The sequence below is a fragment of the Sulfurimonas sp. genome (assembly GCF_028694605.1).
GTDB lineage: Bacteria > Campylobacterota > Campylobacteria > Campylobacterales > Sulfurimonadaceae > Sulfurimonas.
In genome coordinates this window covers 122220-144462 of the sequence record NZ_JAQVKP010000001.1, presented here as the reverse complement: position 1 = coordinate 144462, position 22243 = coordinate 122220, and the positions used below count along the sequence as shown (strand labels likewise).

Annotated in this window: 19 protein-coding genes; all 19 read right to left on the bottom strand. The window is 37.9% G+C overall.

Annotated elements, in window-relative coordinates:
- Nucleotides 1-232: 232 nt before the first annotated feature.
- Nucleotides 233-628, bottom strand: a complete 396-nt coding sequence (locus PHY84_RS00730) for a type II toxin-antitoxin system PemK/MazF family toxin (protein ID WP_299856688.1) — start codon at nt 626-628, stop codon at nt 233-235.
- Nucleotides 629-791: 163 nt separating this feature from the next.
- Nucleotides 792-1760, bottom strand: a complete 969-nt coding sequence (locus PHY84_RS00725) for a Fic family protein (RefSeq protein ID WP_299856686.1) — start codon at nt 1758-1760, stop codon at nt 792-794.
- Nucleotides 1757-2497, bottom strand: a complete 741-nt coding sequence (locus tag PHY84_RS00720; RefSeq protein WP_299856684.1) for a CHAD domain-containing protein — start codon at nt 2495-2497, stop codon at nt 1757-1759. The genes PHY84_RS00725 and PHY84_RS00720 overlap by 4 nt, the downstream gene beginning before the upstream one ends.
- 3 nt (nt 2498-2500) lie before the next feature.
- Nucleotides 2501-2992 carry a histidine phosphatase family protein gene (locus PHY84_RS00715; protein ID WP_299856682.1) on the bottom strand — a complete coding sequence of 164 codons (492 nt, stop codon included), beginning with the start codon at nt 2990-2992 and terminating at the stop codon, nt 2501-2503.
- 3 nt (nt 2993-2995) lie between these two features.
- Nucleotides 2996-4015, bottom strand: coding sequence for an aldo/keto reductase (locus PHY84_RS00710; RefSeq protein WP_299856680.1), 1020 nt, complete (start codon nt 4013-4015; stop codon nt 2996-2998).
- Nucleotides 3997-5142 carry a hydrogenase formation protein HypD gene (hypD, locus tag PHY84_RS00705; RefSeq protein WP_299856678.1) on the bottom strand — a complete coding sequence of 382 codons (1146 nt, stop codon included), beginning with the start codon at nt 5140-5142 and terminating at the stop codon, nt 3997-3999. Before hypD ends, PHY84_RS00710 begins: the two co-directional genes overlap by 19 nt.
- Entirely contained in the window at nt 5135-5377 is a 243-nt protein-coding gene (locus PHY84_RS00700) for a HypC/HybG/HupF family hydrogenase formation chaperone (protein WP_299856676.1), read from the bottom strand. Before PHY84_RS00700 ends, hypD begins: the two co-directional genes overlap by 8 nt.
- Nucleotides 5377-6075 (bottom strand): hydrogenase nickel incorporation protein HypB, encoded by a 699-nt coding sequence (gene hypB / locus PHY84_RS00695; protein WP_299856674.1) that lies wholly within the window; start codon nt 6073-6075, stop codon nt 5377-5379. Before hypB ends, PHY84_RS00700 begins: the two co-directional genes overlap by 1 nt.
- Nucleotides 6076-6245: 170 nt before the next feature.
- The gene (locus PHY84_RS00690) at nt 6246-6767 is read right to left on the bottom strand and encodes a HyaD/HybD family hydrogenase maturation endopeptidase (RefSeq protein WP_299856672.1); all 522 of its coding nucleotides are present in this window, start codon (nt 6765-6767) and stop codon (nt 6246-6248) included.
- A 37-nt stretch (nt 6768-6804) separates the two neighbouring features.
- Nucleotides 6805-8397, bottom strand: a complete 1593-nt coding sequence (locus PHY84_RS00685) for an Eco57I restriction-modification methylase domain-containing protein (RefSeq protein WP_299856670.1) — start codon at nt 8395-8397, stop codon at nt 6805-6807.
- The gene (locus PHY84_RS00680) at nt 8397-9497 is read right to left on the bottom strand and encodes an AccI family restriction endonuclease (RefSeq protein WP_299856668.1); all 1101 of its coding nucleotides are present in this window, start codon (nt 9495-9497) and stop codon (nt 8397-8399) included. Before PHY84_RS00680 ends, PHY84_RS00685 begins: the two co-directional genes overlap by 1 nt.
- A gap of 187 nt (nt 9498-9684) precedes the next feature.
- Nucleotides 9685-11358, bottom strand: coding sequence for a nickel-dependent hydrogenase large subunit (locus PHY84_RS00675; protein ID WP_299856666.1), 1674 nt, complete (start codon nt 11356-11358; stop codon nt 9685-9687).
- Entirely contained in the window at nt 11339-13750 is a 2412-nt protein-coding gene (locus tag PHY84_RS00670) for a hydrogenase small subunit (RefSeq protein ID WP_299856664.1), read from the bottom strand. The genes PHY84_RS00675 and PHY84_RS00670 overlap by 20 nt, the downstream gene beginning before the upstream one ends.
- A gap of 63 nt (nt 13751-13813) precedes the next feature.
- Nucleotides 13814-16480: a glycosyltransferase family 2 protein gene (locus PHY84_RS00665; protein WP_299856662.1), complete on the bottom strand. Its 2667-nt coding sequence runs from the start codon at nt 16478-16480 to the stop codon at nt 13814-13816.
- A gap of 74 nt (nt 16481-16554) precedes the next feature.
- The gene (locus PHY84_RS00660) at nt 16555-19041 is read right to left on the bottom strand and encodes an MMPL family transporter (RefSeq protein ID WP_299856660.1); all 2487 of its coding nucleotides are present in this window, start codon (nt 19039-19041) and stop codon (nt 16555-16557) included.
- Between the two features lie 5 nt (nt 19042-19046).
- Nucleotides 19047-19649, bottom strand: coding sequence for an ABC transporter substrate-binding protein (locus PHY84_RS00655; protein WP_299856658.1), 603 nt, complete (start codon nt 19647-19649; stop codon nt 19047-19049).
- 3 nt (nt 19650-19652) lie between these two features.
- A complete protein-coding gene (locus PHY84_RS00650) occupies nt 19653-20441 on the bottom strand; it encodes a VacJ family lipoprotein (RefSeq protein ID WP_299856656.1) in 789 nt (262 codons plus the stop codon).
- A gap of 1 nt (nt 20442) precedes the next feature.
- A complete protein-coding gene (gene recR / locus PHY84_RS00645; RefSeq protein WP_299856654.1) occupies nt 20443-21012 on the bottom strand; it encodes a recombination mediator RecR in 570 nt (189 codons plus the stop codon).
- A gap of 16 nt (nt 21013-21028) precedes the next feature.
- Nucleotides 21029-22216 (bottom strand): murein transglycosylase A, encoded by a 1188-nt coding sequence (locus PHY84_RS00640; RefSeq protein ID WP_299856651.1) that lies wholly within the window; start codon nt 22214-22216, stop codon nt 21029-21031.
- Nucleotides 22217-22243 lie beyond the last annotated feature (27 nt).

Genomic DNA, 22243 nt, shown 5'->3' with positions numbered 1-22243 from the left:
AAAATATTTTATAACTTCTCTCTTATTTTTATTATTTTACCATATAGCACCATTTTTAACTCCACCGCCTTACTCACTCTGAAACAAATACTTATAAATCAGCACTACATAGATACTTTTGACGATATTCTATTGCATATCTTTTGTTAAGATTTAATTTATTATATATTTATTATTTTTTTGCTACAATTATCTTCTAAATTCCTTCGGGACGACCCGTCTTTCGACGGGGTTAATCAATAGGTTCTCTCAGCTTATCTTTTAGTTTTTCAAAATCACTTTCACTTATCATTCCAATCTTATTTAAAAGCCTCTTTGTGCTAAATAGTCTAATTTGAGACAATATAGCTATATTTTTTACTATGCTATTATCTTTTTCAAATTCAAATCGATAGTAAAATTTTCCTTCTTTATCTTTTGAAGAGAGTGGAATCCCCAAAAAAACTTCTTTGTTAAATCCTTTTAAAACTACTACCGGTCTTACAAAGTTATCACCTTTACCATCTTGCTCATAGCCTATATTGTGCCCCATTTTTATATAAAAAATATCTCTATTTTTATATCCTACTTTTATGGTTTCATTTTGTATCTGTTTTTTGGCTTCGTTCCACTCATCAAATTTTTTCATTTTACAATTTGCCTCTTATTTCTATTATTTTACCATATACCGTAACTTCTCATAAAGTTTTTGATTTCGTTTTTGTGTATATTTGGCTATTTTATTGTACAGAGGCTCTTTTACACCGTAATTTTTTAGCCTCTCGATGGCATTGTAGTTATTTCTACCATCATTATTCCAACACTTCCCAATATCCGCGAGTTCCACCAACTCTATCAATTATCTTCATCTCTTTGAGTTTAGAAATATTTTCTTCTATTTTTCTAACCGATATACCTACAATATTTGATAGTTTTTTAGCTGATATTTTTGGGTTTTCTTTTATGTTTTGCACAATTTGCATCTGATTGTCAGTTAAAGCATTACCGACCTTATTACCGACTTCATTACCGACCTTTTTTATTGCTTCTAAAATCATTTCTAGCATATATTCTATAAACGATGTACTTTCACCCAATGCACCGGAATCTTCTAAAGCTTTATAATAGTTATCTTGGTAATCTCTTACTATACTTTCAGTAGCAATTGAAGAGAAAACTTTTTTGTAGTTGTACAAAATGACACTCTGCCAAAGCCTCCCTATGCGACCGTTTCCATCGCTAAAAGGGTGGATAAACTCAAATTCATAATGAAATACACTGCTTTTGATAAGTGGATGCACATCTGATTTTTTAAGCCATTCAAACAAATCGTGCATCAAGTCAGGAACTCTATCATAGGGTGGTGCAACATGTGTCACTCCGTTTTGTCCACCAACTCCTACATTTACTCTTCGAAAAGTTCCGGCAGTCGTTAAAATATCGCCCATTAAGATTTTATGTGCTTGAAGCAAGTCTGTTAAAGAGTCAGAGCTGTACTCTTCAAACTTCTCATATGCTTTTATAGCTCCATTTACCTCTGCAAGTTCCAATACAGTTCCTAAAACTCTTTTTCCCTCAAGAATAGCCGTGATTTTTTCTTCACCTAAAAAATTTCCCTCTATTTCTAAAGTACCAGCTAAAGTTTTAATGCGATTGATTTTTCTTAAATATGGTGTGATGACATTGTGTTCTTGCATCTCAATTTTGGCTAAAGCTTCACTTATTTGGCTCACAAGATTTAAAATCTTGGATGTGATCGTAAACGGCGGTTCATAACTCATAACTTTGTAAGCTCCTTTTGGTTATGGGTAGCATTATACTCATCTAATGAAATGATTACACCGTAACTATCCTTTATCTTCTCATACACTCTTGCATTCTCTTCCTGCGTATATCTCTCTATTTTTTTATACAGCTTCTCTTTTACACCATAGCTATGAACTCTCTCTAAGCCGTTGTAGTTGTCATTTATGGCACCTAAGGCATCTTTCATCTCTGTTAAGATTTTTATCTTTTTCTCATCTTTTACAGAGCTGTTTTTCTCTATGTAGAGCCTCTTTTTGATGGTGATTCTGTATTTGTGCAGTTTCTTTTTCTCTAGCGGTGGGAATTTTATTTGTAGTGGAGTTTGTGGGGTTTCTTCTTTGGTTTTTTGCTCTAGGCTCTTTGGGATTTGTAGATTTTTGAGATATTTACGGAGTTTTTTTATCTCTTTTTCTCTTGCATCCTCTTTTACTTTTTCTGCTATCTCCTCTTGGAGTTTTTTTCTATATCTTTTGGGCAAAGATGCGAGGTAGTCGCTAAAAAAGACATCGATATCTCTGATTTCATTGCTCAGTGAGATGGCTTTTTTTACTATCTTGGCAAATGCATCCTCTTTACTTAGCAAAGAAAAAAGTTCTCTGGATTTGACACGCAGTACGTGGACGTCATCGGGGCTTTGCAGAGATTTTTTTGTGAAATGTTTGAGAATTTTTTTAAACTCTTTGAGCTTTTTTTCTATTTGTGTGCTTTGCATATACTATGTCTCACTCTTTTTTGGGTAGTCAAATGAGAGGAGTTCTGCATCTTTTGGTTCTATCTCTGCCCATTTTTTAGATGCAAACGCTATCTCTACAACACCGCATGTTGGGATATTTGCCTCAAAATCTACATAATAGTGAGCCAAATCATTCAAAGAGGGGTTGTGTCCCACCAAAAAAACCGTACCGTTTTTATCATCAAGCGATCTTAAAATATTGCGCAACACTTCCACATTCGCTTCATAGATATTTGCATCAAAAAGCACTTTTTTCTTGTATCCAATCTCTTTGGCAATCATTTGAGCCGTGCTTTTGGCTCTTTTAGCGGGGCTTGAGAGGATGATGTCTGGCATGATATGCTTCTCTTTTAGTCTCTCTCCCATCATCGGGGCATTTGCTTTGCCTCTTTTGTTAAGCGGTCGCTCAAAATCCTCTAGTGCCTCATCACTCCAACTCGATTTTGCATGTCTGATAATATAGAGTTTTTTCATCTCTCATCCCATCGGGTACATAATCTCTTGCTGCACCGCTCTTATCTCGTTCATCGTCTCCTCGCTCAAAGTTACATCAAAAGCCGCAAATGACGCATCCATCTGTTCTACATTTCTAGCCCCGATAATCGTTGTTGCTACAAAATCAAACTGCTTTGAGTAAGCAACAGCCAAAGTTACAGGAGAGATTTCAAGTCTCTTTGCTATTTCCAAATATCTTGCAGTAGATTTTAAAGATTTCTCATTTACAAACTTTGTGGCTTGAGAGTTTAGGCGAGTGTTTTTGCTGATGAGATAGTCTGAATATCTTGCATTTTGCGGATAAAACTCGGCGTTGTATTTGCCGCTTAAAACACCGCCTGCTATTGGTGAATAAGCGAGTAGCGATATCTGCTCTCTTTTGCACACATTTGCAAGTTCATCCAAAAACCGCGGATTGTTAAGTGAAAAGTTATTTTGAATCGATTCAAATCTTGATATGCCTAATCTTTTTGAAGTCTCATTTGCTTTTGTAAGTCCGTAAGCGGTATCGTTTGAAGTTCCTATGTACCTAACCTTGCCCTCTTTTACAAGTGCGTCAAAGGCTTTTAACGACTCCTCGATTGGTACAACAGAATCACTCCAGTGCATTTGGTATAGGTCTATGTAGTCAGTTTGAAGTCTTTTTAAACTCCCCTCAATTGCGCGTTTGATATGAAACGCATCAATGGCGGTATAACCATGTCGGATGGGCGGAACAAACCAGCCGTTTGCGGCACCTGCGACTTTTGAAGCTAAGATGATGCTATCTCTGGGTTTTGTCTTGAGCCATTTTCCGATGATGCTCTCAGTTATACCAACATCTTCAACCCTCGGCGGCACCGGATAAAGCTCTGCCGTATCAAAAAAGTTAATCCCCCTATCATAAGCCTTGTCCATAATCATAAAAGCTTCAGCTTCATCGCTCCAAGAACCAAAACTCATTGTCCCAAGAGCGATGGGAGTTACCCTAAGCCCTGTTTTTCCTATATATTTGTATTGCATATTAAAATTTCCCCATATTTATAGTACGCCGCACAGGCTCCCTCGCTGCTTACCATACAGCTTCCAAGCGGGCTTGATGGCGTGCATGCTTTGCCAAATACTTTGCAATCTTTAGGATTTGCTTTGCCTTTTAAAATATCTCCGCAAATACAGAGTTTATGGTCGTCTATCTTACGACTTGGCAATATATCTTTATAAATAATTTCCGCATCAAGGTACACAAACTCATCTTTTAACTTTAGTGCGCTCTGGGCAATGTCGCCGATGCCACGCCATCTAAAATGCTCCCGCTTCTCAAAGAACTTCTCATTTAGTTTTTGCGCCTCAATGTTGCCATCATGCGTGACGCTTCTGCTGTACTCTACCTTAACTTCACACCTCTTTTGGCTAAACTGCTTGACGAGCATATAGACAGACTTTATAACATCTACAGGTTCAAAACCGCTTACAACCACGGGTTTTTTATAGTCACGCACAAACTCGCCGTAAATCCTGCTTCCGCTTATCACGCTCACGTGAGCCGGACCTATGAAAGCGTCTATCTTGTTTGTCTCATCATCAAGCAAAACCCTCATCGGCTCAGGAACCGTTACGTGGTTTATGTGAAAGAGGATATTTTTTATATCTTTTTGTATGACTTGATTTATAAGTGCCGCTGTCATAGGAGTAGTTGTCTCAAAACCTATGGCAAAAAACAGAACGGTTTTGTCGGGGTTTTGCTCTGCAATCTTTAGCGTATCTGCGGGCGAATAGACAAATCTTACATCCGCACCTTTGCTTCTTGCATCTTGCAGGCTGCCAAAACTCCCCGGCACTTTTATCATATCGCCAAGTGTTACAACTATCATATCTTTTTGCCCTGCCAAAATGTAAGCGTGGTCTATCCTCTCCTTTGGCATAATGCAAACAGGACACCCCGGACCATGGATAAACTTCACATTTTTAGGCAGGAGTTGGATGAGTCCGTACTTCATAATAGTATGCGTATGTCCTCCGCAAACCTCCATGATGTTTATATCACAGTCAAGTTTTTGCGCCTCTTTTTCTATAAGTTTTGCATAGGCTTTGATAGTTTTCGGATCTCTAAAGCCGAGATAAAGCTCTTTAAGTTCAAGCTCTCTACTCATCGTCTTCCATCCGCTTTGCTATCTCCTCAAACGCCTCTAAGCAAAGCAGGGCATCGGCTTTGTCGATTTTGTTCATAATAAAACCTATATGCACAAGAACATAGTCACCCACTTCCACGCTCCCATCTTGCATAAGTTCCAGAGAAGCCTCACGGCTAACCCCCATAGTATCGAGTGTTGCGGTGTTGCTCTCTTTATCTATCTTTGTTACGCGGCTTGGAATTGAGAGACACATCAGCGCATCTCTCTTTTAAACTCTATCCAATTCAACACCTTTTTTATGGAGCTGTCATCCTTGATGCTTACTTCCAAGATGTCCACATTGGGGCGGAGTTTTCTCGCTTCCTTTTTCTCCGCCTCTATATCAAACTCTATGTAAGGTAAAAGATCGGTTTTTGTGATAAGTATCAAATCAGCCTTGCGGAACATGACCGGATATTTGGCTATCTTATCATCACCCTCAGCAACACTTACAAGGACGATATTTAGATGCGTTCCGACATCATAAGAAGCTGGGCAGACAAGATTGCCCACATTTTCTACAAAGCAGACATCCATACCCTCTAGCGGTATGTCATGAAGTGCTTTATGTATCATAAATGCGTCAAGATGGCAAGTTGAGAGTGTTTGTATCTGAATGGAAGGGATATTTTTTGCTCTTAGCCTATCAGAGTCTCTTGTTGTTTCTAAATCGCCCTCTATAACGCAGAATTTAAACTTAGCCAACTCCCCAAACTTCTCTAAGAGAGATGTTTTACCGCTTCCGGGAGAACTCATTATATTTATAGCCAAAACTTTATGTTCGTCGAAATGCTCTCTATTGTGCATGGCTTGAGTATCGTTTTTATCCAATATTTTTGTAATGACTTCTATTGTTTTTTTATCATTTATCTCATGGTTGTCGTTTATGCCGCAGCCGCAATCTTTACACACTTATCTATTTCCTCTAGCAAAGTACCTATAAAGCGACAATGCACCTATTAGAGTGCCTAAAAAGAGTAAAAAATCATCAAGATGCCAATTACTAAAAAAATGTATATGTTCACCTTCGTGAGCAACTAAAGTACTTAAACACAACAATATTGCGGATAAATAACGCATAGCTAACCTTTTTTTAACTCTATTATATCACTTAAATCAAAATTATCTTTTTTTATAGCTTTTATGCCGAGTGCTTCCAGTTCTGATATAACGATATTTATCAAGCTATCAAAAACATCTTTTATAGTTTGGCTCAATCCTATCTTTGGAGTAGCTATATCCTCTGGAACTACCGCTATAATAGTTACATCCGCTTTTTTATCATACAACTCGCATATCTCTAACATCTGCAAAACTTCTACTTCATGAGCACTTTTTTTATAACCTCCAAGAGTGAGCAGTTCATGGGATGGTATTTTATATATCTCTCCTGCTTCATCGTCTATAGATATGGTATCTACTACAAAAACAGTATCATAGGTGCTAAAATACTCAAAAAGCCCAAATCCAAGAGTACCACCGTCAACGACAGCAATCTCCGGCTCAAAGATAAAATTTTCTCTAAGATATTGTGCCGCAATTACCCCAACCCCATCATCACAAAAAAGCAGATTTCCAACCCCGATAACTATGATTTTTTTCATGATGTTACTCTCCAATCTATGGACACAAAAGCTTGTTTTATACCATTTTAAAATTCTTGATTAAAATCTTATCAATTTCATCTATACAATTTATCCCTTGTTTATAAAGTTTATAAAAATCTAAAATTTTTTTAACTGAATCATTATCTAAACAATTTAGATTCAAGATCATGGCTTTATTTAAATCATTTGGTTCAAATTTTTGTAATCCATTCCCATATTCTCTTGCTTGGTCTTGGAAAATTAGTTTTGCTGTATCTGTTAGCAAGTAAGCAAAAAACAAATCTACATCTATTTCAGAAAACAAACCAGATTCTTTTAGGTAAACACAATGATACGAAGTTAAGTTAGAAATATTTGCTTCATTCCTAATGAATCGCAAACCATTTCTATTAAACACTGAAACCCAAATGGGTGATGGCGGTCTTTTTTCAAGTGAATACCAAGGTTTTCTACTTGCCGTAAGAAATCGTTTGTTTATTTCTTCACCCTCCCCTTTTCGTATATAAGAATTTACATTTTTATCAGTTGAATTTTGAGCATTAAGAAGAAAAACAGATTTGTCATTTTGCTTTAATTCTTCAAAATCTTGTAAATTAAAAAATGCTCTTTTAACATCTTTTGCACTGCAAATACAAGGCAATAAGTGTTGTTCATCGATATTGTACTCCTTTGCTTTTGATGAACTGAATGTAAAGAATTCGTTTGAGCCTGTTGCAATACCACGAACCACTCTTGCATAAGTTGAAAATGGCACAAGATTCTTAAACTTAATACTATTTTGCTTTTGATAATAAGCTTTCCATTTAATTTCTGGATTTAATTCTGAAAAATCATATACCTGTTTTGCATCTGAAAGATTTGGATAATTAGTAATTATATTGTCTATTTTACTTAAATCTTGTAAAGATTGAATGTTACTAAACTTGACTCTTTGTGTTAAATTATCATTTGCACAAAGTATAATTGATGCTGTTGTTAAAGCATCGTCAAACACATTTTCTTCAAAGTCAATTACAATAACGTGTCTTAATGTTTTACTTTTTATTAAATGCTTTTTCACTAATTTGCCATAATCCGAATTTAAAAATTCTGAAGGGACTATATAGGCACATCGTCCATTTTTACTTAATTGATGAATTGATTTTAGTAAAAATAAAGTATATAAATTTGTAAAACCGTTCAATTTACATTTTAGATTGGTCTCAATTTCTTTTAAAATATTTTTATTGTCATAATTGTGAAATTTAAAATAAGGCGGGTTACAAATAATTCCATCATATTTGTTTTTCCAATCGTTATACATATAGTCTTGTAAAAGAATGTTTACATTTTCTGTATTTTCAAAATGCTTCTTTGCATTATCAAAAATAGTGTCGTCAACTTCAAAACCTTTAATATAAACATCTTTTTTATGATTTAAAATAGCTCTTGAAAATATACCAAGTCCAAAAGCAGGCTCAAGAACACTCTTTAATTGGTCATTGCCTAAAATCCATTTAGACATTGCATCGGCAATGGGAAAAGGTGTAAAAAATTGTGCAAATTTTTTACGATGTTCAATAGAAATTGATTTAGAATAATCATTTTCTATTGAATTATTAATTACATGTTCTATCGTTGCTATCATTAAAACTCAACTTCGTCTATCTCTAAAATTGTTTGTAATTTATCTAAATCAAGATATGCGGTTCCTCCTTTAAATGTTACATAAAACAGTAACCGTCCTCTATCCATCTCTTTTCTAACACTTTCATGTTCTGGTTCATCGACTTTTGAAGCAATCTGAACACCAGATTTTGAGTTGATTTTTATCGTTGTCTTGTTTTGATTTTTTGCATCTGCCTCAACAGAAAAAATCACACCATCATTATCAGAATCTGATATAATTTTTAAAATTTGCTCAAATGAAATACCATAAACTTTATCAAAAAATACTTGGAAATAAAAATGGGGGACATTAAAAGTCTCAATCCACTTATAAACAACTTTTATATCTTCAACTTTTGGAGTTATTGATAGATAATCTCTTTTTTGAATCTCTTTAATAGCACTTTTGAGTTGCTTGAAAAGTTCTTTTACTTCAATAAGTGTTTTAGATGAACTCCAACTTGGTGTTCTAAAATTTGTTATGTTTAGAGTATTTTCATTAATACTATTCAAAATTTCAATATAGTTTTGTCTTGCAGGATGATTTAAAACATCCGAAAAATCAGAAAGAATTTTATGTTTTGTCTCTAGTGCAATTTGTATAAACTTTTCAGTTTTTAATCGCATTGCTTCTTCATATTTGTCAATTAAAAATGCACTTGAACGCACCTCAATACCTGCAATTGCCTTTTTTACATAATCAGTTATTTGATAATGTGGCACTTGACTGATATCAAAACCTAAATTATTATCAAAATCTGACCTTTTAAAAATTAGCAAGTCTGGTCGTTTGCCAATTGTGTCAAGTTCATTTTGAAATTCTTGATAAAATGTATCAAATCCCTCTTCTCCTGCTACCAAATCATCAGATTTACCATATTTAACCGCTACAAAATTTTTAGAATTTTCATTAACTGCCCTTGTAATAAGGTTTTCAGCCCAATCACCCTGCTCTTTATTTGTAATAAAATTTGATGACGCTTGTGTAGGAGTTCTTGCTTGGTCTCTTGGTTGTTCAAAATCAACCAGCTCCACAGGAACTGTTTTAGTTAATTTTTTTATATTTTCATAATACGTCACACTAACTCCCTTTTTTATTTATTATCTCAAAAAGCCAGAATACAATAATGCACAGATAAGTCTATTTATTTTACCTTTTTCTTCATATATAACCATTGAATCGAAAAATATTTTGTTTACAAACAGGTTCATATAAAACTAATCTACACAAACGATATATTTCGCTTATCTATAAATAAAACAAGCTTCAAACCATACATGACACGCTTTTAATTTTATAGTTGCCAAGCTCCACGCCTTTTGCATCGATAACATGCACGGCACAAGCAAGGCATGGGTCAAAAGAGTGTATAACTCTTAGCACTTCAAGCGGCTTTGCGGTGTCTTTTATCTTTATGCCTATAAGTGCTTGTTCATAAGCCCCTCTTTTACCGAACCTATCTTTGGGCGAAGCATTCCAAGTGGTCGGTGCTATGACGGAGTAGTTCTCTATCTTTTGATCTTTTATGCTTACAAAGTGTGACAAAACACCGCGCGGGACTTCAAAAAATGCTCTGCCTTTCGCACAGTGAGGCAGTTTTTCAAACTCGTATTTTGCCCAAGTTTGTGTGTCATCGTGCTTTATATTTTGAAGCAAATCGGATACAAGCTTAAAAACATACTCACAAATATAAGCACTCTCTATGGCTCTTGCCGCATTTCTCCCGACGCTGCTAGATAAATCCGTAAGCTCCAAATCCGTATCTTTTAAAAACTCATCTACAAAAGGTTTTATAAGCTCGTTTGACTTTGCATAACTGACAAACACTCTTGCCAAAGGTCCGCATTCCATCGCCTCACCGTTATATCTAGGAGCTTTTATCCATGAGTATTTATCGTCGCTTTTAGCTGTTTTTAGTGTGCCGTCGTCGTTTAAATCCGTATAACACACCTCACCGTCTGCACTATACCACGCTCTATCCACCTCTTCGGTGATTTTGCTCTCGTCAAACTCCTCTACTTTTGAAAAGTCATGCCCATAGACCACTCCGCTGCTAAAGAGCTGCTGTGTTGCATCAAAGGCATAGCCCCCCACAGAAAAAAAGTTCCCCGCACCTCTGCCAGTGCCTGCTTTTATCTCGTCCCTGTATGCAGCTGCCAAAAGCTTCATATCTGAGAGATAGGCGTTATCCACAAACTCTTTTGCCTCTTTGATGCTAAAGATGTAGTCGTTAAGCCTTTGTGGATTGAGCATATCTGCCACGCTTGTCACGCCTCCTACGACTATACTTTGCGGATGCGGTGTTTTACCACCAAATATCGCTACTGCCTTGCTTAGCTCTGTTTGAAATTTAAGCGCTTCAAGATAGTGCGAAATGATAATAAGGTTTTGTTCGGGGGTAAGCTTGTAGGCGCTATGCCCCCAGTATCCGTAAGCAAATGGTCCAAGTCTGCCTGCTTTAACAAAATTTTGAAGTTTTAGCAAAACTGCTTCGTAATGAGAAAGTGAACTGGCGTATGGATTTTTTGCATACTTTTTCGCCTCCTCCAGCGCAAGAGCGGCATCAGCTTGAAGCGCACTTGTCACATCCACAAAATCCAAAGAGTGCAAATGGTAAAAATGCACAACATGGTCTTGGATAAAGAGCGCCATTGCGATAAGGTCTCTTATGATCTGCGCATTTTTTGGCAGCTCTATACCGTAAGCGTCCTCGACACTGCTCACCGCTGCACGAAAATGTGAGTTAGTACAAACTCCGCAAATCCTTCCCGCCAAAAGCCCTGCATCTCTAGGGTCTCTGTTTTTTAAAATAATCTCTATACCGCGAAAAAGCCCTCCGCTCGCATACGCCTCTCTTACAACTCCACCCTCGTCCACTTCAACTTCAACCCTTAGATGCCCCTCTATCCTCGTGACTGGGTCAATGACTATTTTTTTCATGGTAAACTCTCTCATTTGCGTATTTGTCAAAAAAACCTCTCTCTGTACATGCCATACATCCATGCCCTGCTTGCACAGGCCAGCTTGTGCCTTTGTTGAACTTCATACTCGGGCAGGAAGCATTTGCGTAAGCACCTTTGCACCCCATCTCAAAAAGGCACCACCCTTTTTTTGCCCCCTCATCGCCCCACTCTTTGACAAATTCACCTGCTTCAAAATGTCCTCTTCTTTCGCAATTATCATGAATTCTGCCCTCATACGCCCAAAGAGGTCTGTTAAACTCATCAAGCGGAGGCATCTCTTCAAACATCATAAAGTAAAGCAGTGTACCGACTATGTTTATAGGGTTTGTGGGGCATCCAGAAATATTTATGACATCATCCCGTCCAAGTGCTTCTGCCACACCCACGGCTCCCGTGGGGTTTGGCGCGGCAGCGACCACTCCGCCATCAAACGCACAGCTTCCCACCGCAACGACAAGTGCGGCGTCTTTGGCACATCTCCTTAAGAGTTCTATACCCGTCTCTCCTTGCCTGCCGATTCTAAGGTATTTTCCATCCAATCCCAAAGGCACGGCACCCTCGACAATAAGCACATATTCACCTTTTTGATTTTTGATAATATCTTCAAGCGCACTCTCGCTCGCATCGCCGCTAGCGCTCATCAAAAGCTCATGATAATCAAGCGAAATATAGTCAAATATCAAATCCTCGATAGAAGGATTGGCAGATTTGATAAAAGCCTCCGAATTGCCGCTGCAATCCGCCAACTCAAGCCAGATGATAGGTACTTTATTTAAAACCTTAACTCCGCTTTGCACAACTTCTTCAAATTTTGGATGAAGCTGCATATTTGCGCTTACCATACTAATCCATCTGTTTACCTCATCTTTTTTTATATCAAAACTTTGCATAGCCGCTTCAAGATTGCTTGCATCAAGCTGATTTTTTGGATGGAGCTTGTTGTATCTCTCAACTCTCTTTTTTGCTTCCTCTACTTTTTTTTCTATCTCTACATCTTGAGCGCTTTTTTTGACCTTGCCAAAGTCTATAAGATGCTGTGACCCCTCTATGATTTTGACAACCTCGCCTCTGCATCTGCCGCAAACCCTGCCGGCTTGTGAGAAGTGTGCCAAATCCGCAAACGACCCAACGCCGTTTTTCACAACTATATCAACCAAATCATTATGATACGAACTTGTACAACTGCAAACAAGTTTGCCTCTATCTTTAGCAACTCTGTTTTTATACAGCTCGTCGATAGCAACTTCACTCTCATTTTGCATAATAGTTTGCATGAAAGCTATATCCGTATTTGAGTTGATACCGACATAACGAAGTAATTTTTTCTCTCTTAAAAAATACTCATCGACGCAGTTCTCAGCACTTACCGTGACCTTCTCATAGGGATTTGAAAATTTTGCAGAGATCACATCCACTAGATTAAACTCACCGACTTTGAGCATATCAACCGTTGTTTTGCGTACAAACTCTTTTGGTTCTTGAAGCAGTAGATGTGCCACTGTGCACTCCGCCTCATCCACGCAAGCCTCGACATGCCCAGCAACAAAACCAAGTTCTCTTACCTCTGCACACTCTCCGATAGCGTAGATATCATCTTCGCACTGCATAAAAAGATTTGTTAAAATGCCTCTGTTACACTCTAAAACATCTCTAAAACTATCAATATTTGGCTTTATCCCTATACCAAAGACCACAAAAGGGTTCTCAATCTCCAGTTTTTTACTCTTGAGCCTCTTTATCTCGCCATCTTCAACTACGATATCTATGATTTCATCTTCGTAAGATATAGTCATTTTCTTATCTTTTGTGTAGCTATTCTCTATGAGCTTTATGGATTCATGTGAGAGATTTTTATCATATAAAAAATTTGAGCGTACAAGCAGTGTAACTTTATGCACACTCTCCATTTTGCCCAGCCGTTCCAAAAGCTCCAGTGCAATGGGACCTGCTCCAACTACAACAACTTCTCTTCCTTTTATGCCCTCTTTGATTGATTTTGCGTCATCTGCGCTTCTAAAAACGGCAGCATTTTTGATTTTGCTTATATCAAACGGAGTGTTTGGCAGTGAACCTGTTGCAATAACAAGCTTGTCATAATGAAACATCGCATCTTTTGAAAAAACTCTTTTTTTTTCTTTATCGATTTTAATGATTTTTTGGTTTAGCTCAAGATGCACTCTTGGGTCAAGATGCAGTGATATCTTTTGAAGTGTTGCGCTCTCATCGACTAGGGAGCAGAGATGGATTCTATCGTAAGGTGCGTACGCCTCATCACTTAGCATAACAACATCAAGCAAAGCATCGATTTTCTTTGCTCTATTTGCCAAATAAACCGCAGCAATGCCGCCGCCGACAATCAAGAGTCTCATAACGATTCCTCTTCTTTTAAATGCTCCTATTTTATAGTTTTTTTAAAAGATAAGCAAGAAAACTTAAAGAGCCTCTTTTTTGTAAGAACTTTTTTCAATAAGTCTCAAAATAATTGCCGAGATATAAGGCACACTTTGGATAAGAATAGTTGCGGAAAATACATAAATCTCCACGATGTCCTGATGGTTTGTCATAATGAGTGCAGTAAACGAACCCAAAAGCAGTGTCGCCAAAATTATCTCGTTTTTAACAGGACTGCTTACACTCTTTTTGCTGTTACCGCCTTTTTCCGTTCTCTTAAACGGCAGACGGTCTTTAACAAATCCATCATACACCGCTTTAAAGATGATAAGCTGCAAACTCATTGCCGCAATTGCACCCAGTGTAGAGTGGTAGAACTTTGCCCCTACTCTTGTCTTGTATAGTACAAAAGAGTGTATAACATTGACTAAAAATGAGGTCAAAATCGGCACCGTCAAGGCAATCGTCGGGATGGTAACTCCAACAAAGATGATAACCGGAACCCAAAGGATATTAAGTACGGCAGTTACCGGTCCAAGTGCGTCGGAGAGCCAGAAAAACCAACCTGTGACAAAGTGATGCTTTTGCGCACGGGTAAGCGTTTTTGATGACGGCTTAAAGTGCGGCCAATGCTTTTTAAGAATCTGTACCGCACCGTATGCCCAGCGATGGCGTTGGTTCTTAAAGGCTTCAATGGTATCTGGCAACAGTCCATGACCATAGCGGCGGTTTGTATAGTGCCCGATGTAACCCGCTTCAAAAAGTCTAAGCCCAAGCTCGCTATCCTCAACGATTGTATCGGTATTCCACTGTCCGACTTCGTCAAATGCACTTTTGCGAACCATAAGCATAGTTCCATGCGCAACGATAGCATTCTCTTCGTTACGCTCAACCATACCTATATCAAAAAAGCCAGCATATTCAGCATTCATAGCTGTTTTAATAAGCGAGTCATTCCCGTCTCTGTGGTCCTGAGGCGCTTGAACCAATGCAACCTTTGGATCATCAAAAATCGGCACCAAATCAATAAGCCAATTTGGGCTAATAACATAATCAGCGTCAATAACAGCAAGTATTTCGCACTCAGGATTTGTAAATTCTAAAGCTTTGTTAAGCGCTCCGGCTTTAAATCCGCTACACTGAATGTCAAGATAGACAAATCTCTCACCAAGCTCTTCACACAACGCTTTGATAGGAGCTTTATAAAAATCTTCGGGAGTATTGTTGATGATAACTAAAACTTCATAGTTTGTATATCTAAGTTGTGCAAGAGCACGAAGCGTCTCTTCCAAAACAGCAGGCTGTTCTTTGTATGCAGGAACATGGATACTGACAAAAGGAATATGTTCCGACTTCAAATCAAGCGGTATAAGCCTCTTGGGCGGCTTTCCGATAGTACACTTGAAAAGCTCATTTGCCTTTGCAAGCGTGATAAGAGTCAGCGGTACCATCAAAATGGAACCCATCCCCCACATAATCCACATACCAAAATTCATATAGTGTATAAACGGATAGACCGCCGCCATAACGATACCAAAAGAGATACCCTGTGCAGCAAGCCCATAAGTGATAGCGTGTAAAAAGTTGATATTTTGGTTTCTAAGTCCGTAAAATGTCAGAATTGCCCCGATGAGAGCGGCTGCAACCATCTGCATAAACCAGAACGGCTCTACAAGTACGACACCCTGCATCTCAAATTTTAGTTTGCGGTTTGCATCAAAGATACCCCAGTACTGCCCGACGTTCCCTTCATCCACGCCTTTCCAAGGCTGGTCAAAGGCTTCCATGATGTTATAACTAAAGCCTTCTTCTTTTGCCATTCTTAAAAATCTTCTTATTATCATCGCCTGATTTTCGGGACTTGCAACAGCACCTTGGTTGTTATATCCTTGGCTTGGCCATCCAAACTCGCCTATCGTAATAGGTTTAGTTTTATGAATTTCCCTTACCTTTGCATAAATCTCTTTGAAAAAACTTTCAACATTTTCAGCTTTTATTTTTTCCCAATACGGAAGGATATGGATATTTATCATATCTACTTCATTTGCCAAATCCGGATACAGCAGCCACATATTCCAAATCTCCGCAGTAGTCACTGCCACACTATGCTCAGGATGTTTTACAAGTTCTATGCGAAGTTCTTTCTCTTTAGCGGCTCTTTTGCGCTTGTTTTTTATCTTTGCAAGCTCATCTTTAATGGCTTGCTCTTTAACATCCAGTCTGCCCTTAAATATACCCTCCACAAAGCCCTTAAAATCTCTGATATGCACAATGAGTTCATCAGGCTTCAAGTCATCACGAAGCAACACCTCGTTTCCTACGATTACGGATGCCAAGTTGTCATAATAATCACTAATGAGAGTTTTTGCCAAAGCAATCTCTTTTTCGTTATCTTCGGCAACTCCCGAGAGCCAAAGACCCATATGCGCTTTCATGCCAAGCTGTTTCACAAAAGGCATAACCTTTTGAGAATCCTCTGCGGAGTAAAAACGTACCGTATTTGTAAATTTTTTTAGGAGTTTTAAGTCTCTAACGACCTCTTCATCGCTAAGCATCTCTTTTTCGTTCTTTTTTGTATATGGTGCATAAGAGAGTGATTCGATGATATCCTCGGCATCTGGCGGGGTAATAAATTTTTTATCATTGTTAAGCCATAAAAAAACCTGAAGAAGCGAAGCGAGCAGTAAAGAAACGAGAATATATTTCAATGGTGTTCCTAGAAAAATGAAACGAATTGTACATCAAAATTTTTGAAATGAAGATGCAAAATTAAAGGGTACCTCTAAATTCCAAAAATTAAAATCAGTACAGGCAAAAACATCAAATCTGCAACAATTGCCATAAACATCGCTATCATAGTCAAAAGTCCAAAATAGATAGTCGGCAAAAAGTTAGAAAGTACTAAAACAGAAAATCCTACCATAATGATTGCGGAGGTATAAAACATCGCCACCCCTATACTCTCATGTGCTTGAAACATTGTCGTCTTGGCATCTTTGCTCTGTTGATAAAGCATGGAATAACGATAAATATAGTGGATAGTGTCATCCACGGCTATACCGATGCTGATAGCTGCAATGGTTATTGTCATCATATCCAGCGGTATATTCATCCATCCCATAAAGCCAAAAATAACACCGACCGGAATTATGTTGGCTACCATTGCTATAACGGCAATTTTCAAACTTCTAAAAAGTACCAAAAACATTAAAAATAAGATAAATACAACAACGCCTATCGTCTTGATTTGTGAATCAAAAAGAGATTGAAGCATATTGTTGTACATTACTAAAAGATTGGATAGTTTATGCTCCTCATTCTTTGGGGTAAGCATTTTTTTCAGGTCGGCATCGATTTTTTTGATGAGTGCGTCTCGTTCAAGTTCCGGCAGAGAGTCGATGATTCTCGTACTTATACGCACTTGATTGTTTGTGATATCCATATATGGCGAGAGAATAATTTTTCTATACTCCTGCGGCAGCTCTTTATTCATAAGCGCCAAAGTCAACCCATCAGCTTCAACTCCATCATTAAGTACCTGAAGTATCTCTCCCGCCGTTGCAAGAGAAAGCACTTTTCCAACAGCATCTACGGAATCAAGATAATCATGTACCTCTTTGACTTTGCGCATCTTATTTTGGGTAAACCAGTACTGTTCTTTGTCGCCGTCTTGCTCTTTAAACTCATCTGTAAAAGAGTCCAATTCCGCATCTTCTTTTGAATCTTTCACTCCAATGGCAACAACTTCATCACTGTTTTGTTTAAATGTCAAAATAATATCAAGCGGCGTTGTTCCGCCAAGTTTTTTATCTATAAGCGCCATTCCCTGATAAATTTGCGTCTCTTTTTTAAAGTAGTCTATAAAACTGTTCTCTACACGCAACTGCATCGCCCCGGAGACAGAAAATACCGTAACCAAAAATGCAGAGACTAAAACTGTTTTTTTATAGTTATACGCAATATATGCCACTTTTGACGTAAATGAAACTTTAGATGTTGAACGTTGTTCTGCCTCGCTTTTTTTAAAAAAAAGCAGAACAATTGGAAAAAGTATATAGGTCAAAACAAGCGAAACAACCATACCTATACTCATCATCCAGCCAAAGTTAATAACAGGCAAAATACCGCTAAAAACTAAAGAACTGAATCCTGCGATTGTGGTTAAAACAACAAAAAGAGATGGCTTACCCATAGAAAAAACAGTACCGAGAGCGAGACTTTTTTGCTCTTCATGCGGATTTTGTTCATGTAGCTCCTTATAACGTACAATAAGATGCACGACCAGCGACATATTCATAATAAGCTGCAAGGAGATAAAATTGGAAGACACTACCGTAATCTCCCATCCAAAAAGCCCTAACAATCCGCTTGTAACTCCAAGAGAGGCGCTGCAAATCAAAAGTGCAATCGCAACCCATCTCTTCTCCCGTAACAAAATATATAAAATCAGCACCAAAAGAACAATAATCATAAAACCAAAAGTTTTCAAATCATATTTTACAAACTCCACCATATCATCAGCTATCATATCTACGCCGCCAAGATGAAGCTTGATTTTTGGATGCTCTTGCATAAAAGTTTTTAACATCTCCCTCAATGAAACTATTGTTGCATGATTTTGCGCTCTTAAAGTGTCTCTGTATTTTTTTAGCGCGTCCGCAGCGTTTTTGTATTCTGTCTGTTCACTGTGAGTAAGCGCTCGCTCTTTTTTAAGCTTTAAGTATTTGTCCTTGTTGTTTATAAGAGAAAAATAGTGCTCGTCTCTTTTAAGGTTTACCATAAGCGCTGTTGTTGCAAAGTCGTCACTCACAAGATTTTGTCTATAGATGGCGCTTGTTAGAAACTCTTCTTTGACGAGTGTTTTATTGATATCCGGAGATGTGAGGGTTGGGATTCCTTTTAATAGCTCTTTAAGAGGCATCGGCGGAGATTGCAACAAAGGAACATTAACGATTGAAGTAACGCTCTCTACAATAGAGAGCTTTTTGATTTTGTTGCTTAAGAGTGTTATATTGTCAATGTTGTCTTGGCTTAGCAAGTCACCATCGACAGTATATGTAACCACTAAAAAATCCGGTGCTTCAAAACGCTTTGCCACATCTCTTGAAAACTCCAAATCTTTATCATTTTCCAAAAGAAGCGTCTGGGCACTCGCATCAATCTCTAGCTTAAACGCAAAAAGTGACACGGCTATTATCAAAACAACCATAAAGGAGAATATAATCTTTGGATACCCTAGAAGATAGTTTTGATAAAAATTTTTAAGCATAAAATCTACGATTGTTTTGCCAAAGCATCCATAAGTTCACTCATACTTTTCGTATGTAAAAACTCTTTAAACTGAGCTATATCAGTTTTTAAAATACTTACTCCCAAAATTTCAACATCATAGATAAGCCAGCTGTCTTTCGAAGCTATAGGCTTTTTTGGCTTGTGAAACTTATAGGCAATTTCAAGCTTTTCTGTTTTGCTAACAAGGTCAGTCACTAAAGTTATTCTATCCTCTTTTGCCTGCTCTACTTTTTTTATCTCTACTTTTTCATCTTTATAGGCATCAATTTTTGATGAGTAAGACTGCTTCATACGCTCAACATAAAGTGCAACGAACTTCTCTTTTTCTGTATCAGAGAGATCTTTCCATCTGTTTCCAAGGCTTAGTTTTGCCATAAGCTCAAAATCAAACATTGGAGTAAGTGATTTGACTATTTTGCCGTTTCTCTCATCTTTTGTAAACTCTTTTTTTGCAACAATAAGAATAATCTCATCAATTTTTTTTAAAAAATGCTCTTTTAGCTCTACTTGTTCATTTGCAGCCAAGTTTTGCCCAAAACAAAGCACCGCGGTAATCGCCAAAACTATTTTATAAATATACTTCACAACCTACTCCTCTATCTGTTTTTTTCTACGCTGTTCATACATATCTCGCAAAAACGGATACAAATCCACCGCATCCTCTTTCATCTTCTCATATTTATCCATATGTATAGAGATAGTGTTTATCTTCTCAAGCGATTTTACACCGATATACTCCGCAGGGGTATCCGTAAGCGTCCAATAATCCCTCTCTTCCCAATCTATCACACTTAAAACCGAGTCTGGGTAAAGGCTCAACGTGTCACGCAAATTTGATGGTCCAAGTAGCGGCAATACGATATGAGGACCACCGCCGACACCATAATATCCAAGCGTTTGACCAAAATCTTCTTCATGCGCTTCAAGCTCAAAACAACTCTTGGCAGAATCAAAAAGTCCTAAAACACCAACCGTACTATTTATAACAAATCTCCCGGTCTCCTCTGCGGCATAAGAGAATTTTCCCTGCAAAAGAGTGTTTGCAAATCGCACCGGAAAGTAGAGATTTTCAAAAAAATTCTCTATTGAGTTACGAATCTCAAAATGGAGCATATTTTTATATCCGGTTGCAACTGGCTTAAGAACATACTCATACGCAGCGTCATTGAAGCTTGTCATCATACGATTATAACCGCTAAGAGGATCATAAATCTCTTGGACTTTCATCTCATCCGTAAATGATGCCAACTCATCATCCGCACCGTTACTCTTTTGTGCCTGCGCCACTTCTTGCGGTTTTTCTATACTCTTTGAACCACAGCCACTAAGTCCAAAAACAAGTACGCAACTCACCATACTTAGATAAATCGTCCTCATTTTACACCTTTACTCTGTCACTTAAAGCCCTGCTAAGAGACAACAAATCTATATTTTCCAAACTTACCCCAGTAGGAACACCCTGAGCAATTTTTGAGAAGTTTATATCAAAACTACTTAATTTATCTTCAATATATAACATAACCGCATCATTTGCGATAGATGGCGTTAGGGCAAAAACTATCTCTTTAACGCCCGAAGCAACCATCTTTTCAAGTTTTGAAAGATTGAAATTTTCTAAAGATTCCAAAACAAAGTATCTTCCCTCAAAAAGTCTGTTTTCCTCTAAAAGAAGAATATCTTTGGCGTTTTCAACAATACAAAGAAGTGTTGCATCTCTGCTCTCATCACAACAAATAGCACACAATGCATCCTCGCTCATCCCACCGCAAGAGCTGCACTCCCGAATACTGCCAAGCGCATCCTCTATAGCATGGGATATCTTCATACCCACAAAACTATCTTTCATTACAATGTAGTACGCCAAACGTATAGCCGATTTTTTACCGATGGTCGGAAGCTCTTGAAGTGCATCAACGAGCTTGTTAAATTTGCTTAAAGAACTCTCCACACAACACCCTTTATCATTATGACTCTTTTTTTGGCAACAATATCCACAGCTTCAAAGGTGCTTTAAGTTTGCCGGCAATTTGCCCTGCTTCATCTCCGTATCCGCAAAAGAAGTCGGCACGCACACTTCCTTTGATGGCTCCGCCCGTATCTTGCGCAAGTACTATTCGGTTTAAGTTTTTCTCTTTTGCGTCTGCGCTCATATAGAGCATGCTTCCAAGAGGGAGATAGCTCTGGTCAATTGCAACAGAACGTTCAGGCGTCAGCACAACGCCAAGCGCACCTGTAGCAGGCTGATTTTTCTTTTTAAAAAAAACCATAGAATCGTTATGATTTAATAACTCATCTACACGTGACGGGTTTTGGTCACACCACTTTTTGATACCTTGCATAGAAGCCTCTGCGTAGTTCATTTCACCCAACTCTATAAGGTACTTTCCGATAGATTTGTATTTATGTCCATTGAGATTGTCAAATCCAACGTACATCATCTCTCCGTTTTCAAGCAAAACTCTTCCTGAACCTTGCACTTCAAGAAAGAAAAGGTCAATCCTAGAATCCACATAGCAAACAATCTCAGCATCCAGCTTTCGTTTGCTTAACTCTTTGCGTGAGTAGTATGGAACTACGTTATTTCCTTCCACTCTTCCGCGCAGTCTATAGTTTTTAAGCTCCGGATACTGTTCAGCTAGTTTTACGGTAACCAAATCTTTTGGGGTTCCGTAAACAGGATAAATATAAGGTTCTTTTTTTTTCAAAGAACCCCTTAAAAGCGGCTCATAGTAACCGGTCAAAAGTCCGTCATCCTTTTTATCAGATGTATCAACCTGATAAGGTGCAAAATTTTGCATAAAAAAATCTTTAGGATTTGACGTCTCTTTTGCAGCATGGCACAAACTCTCATAAAGTGCTTTTGTCTTAGTTGTTTTGCAACTTGTAACAAAAGAGTTTAAAGCCGCCGCATAATCCTCATTTTCCCAATTCGGAAGCTCTTCAAAACTGCTTGGTATAAGCTCTACATTAGGCACGTTAGAAAGTTTCACCTTCTGCACACTTTTTTGCATGCTCCCTTGAACACCGTCTCCGACTTTTTCTTGCACTTCAAAAGGCTTTTTTACAGGTGTTTCATCTATGACGACAATGGGCTCTTTGGAACATCCGACTAAAAGTAAAATCGCGGTTACATAAAGTATATTTCTTTTCATAAATGCGATTATAGCAAATTTCATACC

Excerpts from the sequence above, each read along its gene's own strand:
- PHY84_RS00730 (WP_299856688.1), bottom strand. The coding sequence starts at position 628 with ATGAAAAAATTTGATGAGTGGAACGAAGCCAAAAAACAGATACAAAAT.
- PHY84_RS00650 (WP_299856656.1), bottom strand. The coding sequence starts at position 20,441 with ATGAGGACGATTTATCTAAGTATGGTGAGTTGCGTACTTGTTTTTGGA.
- PHY84_RS00660 (WP_299856660.1), bottom strand. The coding sequence starts at position 19,041 with ATGCTTAAAAATTTTTATCAAAACTATCTTCTAGGGTATCCAAAGATT.
- PHY84_RS00675 (WP_299856666.1), bottom strand. The coding sequence starts at position 11,358 with ATGAAAAAAATAGTCATTGACCCAGTCACGAGGATAGAGGGGCATCTA.
- PHY84_RS00700 (WP_299856676.1), bottom strand. The coding sequence starts at position 5,377 with ATGTGTCTCTCAATTCCAAGCCGCGTAACAAAGATAGATAAAGAGAGC.
- PHY84_RS00715 (WP_299856682.1), bottom strand. The coding sequence starts at position 2,992 with ATGAAAAAACTCTATATTATCAGACATGCAAAATCGAGTTGGAGTGAT.
- PHY84_RS00690 (WP_299856672.1), bottom strand. The coding sequence starts at position 6,767 with ATGAAAAAAATCATAGTTATCGGGGTTGGAAATCTGCTTTTTTGTGAT.
- hypD (WP_299856678.1), bottom strand. The coding sequence starts at position 5,142 with ATGAGTAGAGAGCTTGAACTTAAAGAGCTTTATCTCGGCTTTAGAGAT.
- PHY84_RS00710 (WP_299856680.1), bottom strand. The coding sequence starts at position 4,015 with ATGCAATACAAATATATAGGAAAAACAGGGCTTAGGGTAACTCCCATC.
- PHY84_RS00725 (WP_299856686.1), bottom strand. The coding sequence starts at position 1,760 with ATGAGTTATGAACCGCCGTTTACGATCACATCCAAGATTTTAAATCTT.
- PHY84_RS00640 (WP_299856651.1), bottom strand. The coding sequence starts at position 22,216 with ATGAAAAGAAATATACTTTATGTAACCGCGATTTTACTTTTAGTCGGA.
- PHY84_RS00720 (WP_299856684.1), bottom strand. The coding sequence starts at position 2,497 with ATGCAAAGCACACAAATAGAAAAAAAGCTCAAAGAGTTTAAAAAAATT.
- PHY84_RS00670 (WP_299856664.1), bottom strand. The coding sequence starts at position 13,750 with ATGAGACTCTTGATTGTCGGCGGCGGCATTGCTGCGGTTTATTTGGCA.
- PHY84_RS00685 (WP_299856670.1), bottom strand. The coding sequence starts at position 8,397 with ATGATAGCAACGATAGAACATGTAATTAATAATTCAATAGAAAATGAT.